Genomic DNA, 3,013 nt, shown 5'->3' with positions numbered 1-3,013 from the left:
TGACCCAACGCACGCCGTTCTCCGCTCTAAAGTTCCTGACTCTCGACAAGCCAGAAACCTAGACAGAGAACGGCGTGCACCCATTTCCGACCCGCGCAGAACCCACAGATGCGTCAGAAGAGCCCCAAATGGGGGCGGGCGGGAGCGAGAGGCGGCGAGGCGAGGGTGTTACGAGGTGGGGCGGTCGCGCCATTCGGCGATGAGGGCCGGGTCGGGGTTCCAGTCGGGGGCTTCGCCGGCGAAGGAGTAGTCGCCGGTGGCGACGCGGTCGCGGAAGTCGCGGGTCCACTGGAGCTCGCCCTGGTTGCGGGCGGCGCCGATCCGGAGCATCTCGACGACCTGGTTCGGCGTACCGGGGTCCTGCTGGATCTGCTGCTCGTTGAACGGCATCGCTTGCAGCTGAGCCTCGATCTGCTCGATCCGCGACTCCAACGCGGTCAGCACCTCATAGCGGTCGAGCGTGTACAGAAAGCTCAGCGCCGCCTGCATCCGGTCCGGGTGGAACCCGTCCACAGTCCACAGGTGCTGTCGCAGCAGCGAGAAGAACTCCGTCTCGCCGTCCGCAGTCAGCTTGTACGACGTCCGCCCGGCGCGGTGGTCGGGACCTTCCTCGATCTCGGCCAGGTACCCGTGCTTGGCCAGCGTCCGCAGACCGGTGTAGATCGAGCCCGGATTGATGTTGGCCCAGTCCTGCACATTCCACGTCAGAAGCTCGCGGCGCAGTTGGTATCCGTACGCCGGCTGGAAGATCCTGACGATCCCGAGCAGCAGCAACCGCGTGGTGGACATGTCCGCAGTGTAAATCGGAGGGCAGTGGTCACCGAGCAGGCGTAGTCTCCGGTGCCATGCGCGTCGAAGTGACCAGTGACCCGGCCGGCTTCTCGCAACTGGCCTTCCCCTTCCTGCACCAGGATCCGGTCCTGAATACCGTCATCCTGAGCAATGTGCACGAACGCGCGGTGGGCATCCGCCCGGTCGACGACATCCCGCCGTACTTCGTCTCGATCCATGACGAGGACGTCATCGGGGTCGCGATGCGGACGCCGGGGCGCGGCGTGTACCTCGGGTCGCTGCGCGCCGACCTGGTGGATCTCGTGACGGACCGGTTCCTCGAGCTGTACGACGGCGTCGTCTCCGAGGGCTTGGGCGACGAGGTCGTGCCAGGTGGAGTCGCCGGTGATGCGGTGGCGGCGCAGCGGTTCGCCGAGCGCTGGTGTGAGCGGCGCGGCGGACAGGTCGCGGAGGCGATGCGCACTCGGCTGCACAAGCTGATCACGCACGCCCCGATGACTGCCGAGGCCGGGGTGCCGCGGCCGATGCAGTCCGAGGACATCGACCTGGTTGCCGATTGGGGGCGAGATGGGTTCCCTGAGCTCGGCGACGACACCCGGGACTGGGCGGAGCACAAGCTGGCCGAGGGCACGATGTGGATCTGGGAGGTCGAGGGCGAGCCGGTGAGCATGGTCGGCTACCACCGGGCGACCTTCGGGGTCTGCCGGGTTGGCCCGGTGTACACGCCGCACGAGCATCGGCGGCATGGGTATGCCGGTGCGCTGACCAGCCACGTCACCGCCGAGATCCTTGCGCAGGGCAACGAGGCCTGCCTCTACACGGACCTGGCCAACCCGACCTCGAACAAGATCTACCACGAAGCCGGCTACCGCCCGCTGGCTGACTTCGTCGTACTGGAGTTCGTGTGATTGCGCGAGTGACGCGCGACCCGGCCGCCTTCCAGGATCTGGTTTTCCCTTACCTGCAACGCGATCCGGTGCTCAATTCGCAGATCCTGACGAATGTGGCTGATCGGGTCCGCGGGATCATGAACGACCCCGAACCGCCGGTCTTCGTCTCCGTGCACGACGATGCCGACGAGGTGGTCGGCGCAGTCATCTGTACGGCGTTACGCGGAGTTCAGCTGCAGAGTCTGCCGACCGAGTTTGTCCCGCCGGTGGCGGAGATCCTGGTCGAGGCTGCCCCGTGGGCCATCGCCGTGATCGGCCCGGCGGAATCGGCATGGTCGTTCGCCGAGTTGTACGGCGAGCGCACGGGGCGGGGCTTCAAGGAGGACGGGCGGGCCCGGCTGCACAAGCTCGACGTGTTCGTCGAGCAGACGGCTGACGGTGCGCCGCGGCTCGCGATCGAGCCCGACCTCCAGGCGTTGACGCCGATGTTCGGCGCTTACCGGCGGGAGCTTGGGCACGCCGACGAAAGCGCCGTCGCCGACCGCAAGTGGCTGACGCAGCGGATCGAGCGGGGGCGACTTTGGGTGTGGGAGAACGGCGGCCAGATCGTCACGATGGTCGGTCATCAGGCCCCGGTCTTCGGCGCGGTGCGGGTCGGCCCGGTCTACACCCCGCCGGAGTCCCGCGGCCGGGGTTACGCGAGTGCCCTGACCGCCGAGGTGACCCGCCGACTCCGCGATGCCGGTGACCAGGTCTGCCTGAACACCGACCTTGCCAACCCCACTTCGAACAAGATCTACGCCGCGATCGGCTACCGCCCGGTCCAGGATTTCGTCACCTATGCGTTTACCTGAACACCTTGCTCTGCTGGAAGAACTCGACCGGGGCGGCACCTTGGCCGAGGTCCCCGGTGGTTTCGCCGCAGCCCGCGAGCCCCGCGGGATCCGACTGGGCGACGTACCGGCTGATCCGGCCGCCCCCGCCGCCGACCTCCGCCGTTTCACGCGGGTCGACGTCTGAGGGGTCAACCCCGGAGGTGGTGGGTTGCACCATCGGATTCTCGGGGGCCAACCAACGATCTGCGGGGTTGACCCCAAGGCCGGTTAGTTAAGGCGGGTTGGGTGGTGTCAAGGCGTGTGTTGAACGTGAAGCAGCGGAGCTCGTTGGGTAGACAGGTTTGTCCTCGCGAGACAACCAGCTACCAAATGAGGCTCCGCTGCCTGTCCAGTCTGTCATCACCCGCACGATCGAGGTGGCCGAGGGTGCGTTCGCGCCTGGCCATCTGGGCGAGTTGACCCAGCACCTGCCGTTCGAGATGGTCGACGAAGCCC

Annotated in this window: 4 protein-coding genes; 3 read left to right on the top strand and 1 reads right to left on the bottom strand. The window is 67.1% G+C overall.

What is annotated here, in order from left to right:
- Positions 1-168: 168 nt before the first annotated feature.
- On the bottom strand, positions 169-789 hold the full coding sequence (locus E1263_RS42130) for a PadR family transcriptional regulator (protein WP_132178052.1): 621 nt from the start codon (positions 787-789) through the stop codon (positions 169-171).
- A 56-nt stretch (positions 790-845) separates the two neighbouring features.
- Here E1263_RS42130 and E1263_RS42125 point away from each other — a divergent pair, with 56 nt between their 5' ends.
- From E1263_RS42125 to E1263_RS42115, 3 genes are read left to right on the top strand one after another with little or no spacing between them, the layout of a single operon-like run.
- Positions 846-1,700 (top strand): GNAT family N-acetyltransferase, encoded by an 855-nt coding sequence (locus tag E1263_RS42125; protein ID WP_132178050.1) that lies wholly within the window; start codon positions 846-848, stop codon positions 1,698-1,700.
- A complete protein-coding gene (locus E1263_RS42120) occupies positions 1,697-2,536 on the top strand; it encodes a GNAT family N-acetyltransferase (protein WP_132178048.1) in 840 nt (279 codons plus the stop codon). The genes E1263_RS42125 and E1263_RS42120 overlap by 4 nt, the downstream gene beginning before the upstream one ends.
- Positions 2,523-2,702, top strand: a complete 180-nt coding sequence (locus tag E1263_RS42115) for a hypothetical protein (RefSeq protein ID WP_132178046.1) — start codon at positions 2,523-2,525, stop codon at positions 2,700-2,702. Before E1263_RS42120 ends, E1263_RS42115 begins: the two co-directional genes overlap by 14 nt.
- Positions 2,703-3,013 lie beyond the last annotated feature (311 nt).

This window comes from Kribbella antibiotica (assembly GCF_004349055.1).
In the GTDB taxonomy this organism is placed as follows: domain Bacteria; phylum Actinomycetota; class Actinomycetes; order Propionibacteriales; family Kribbellaceae; genus Kribbella; species Kribbella antibiotica.
This window is presented reverse-complemented; position numbering and strand designations above follow the sequence as displayed.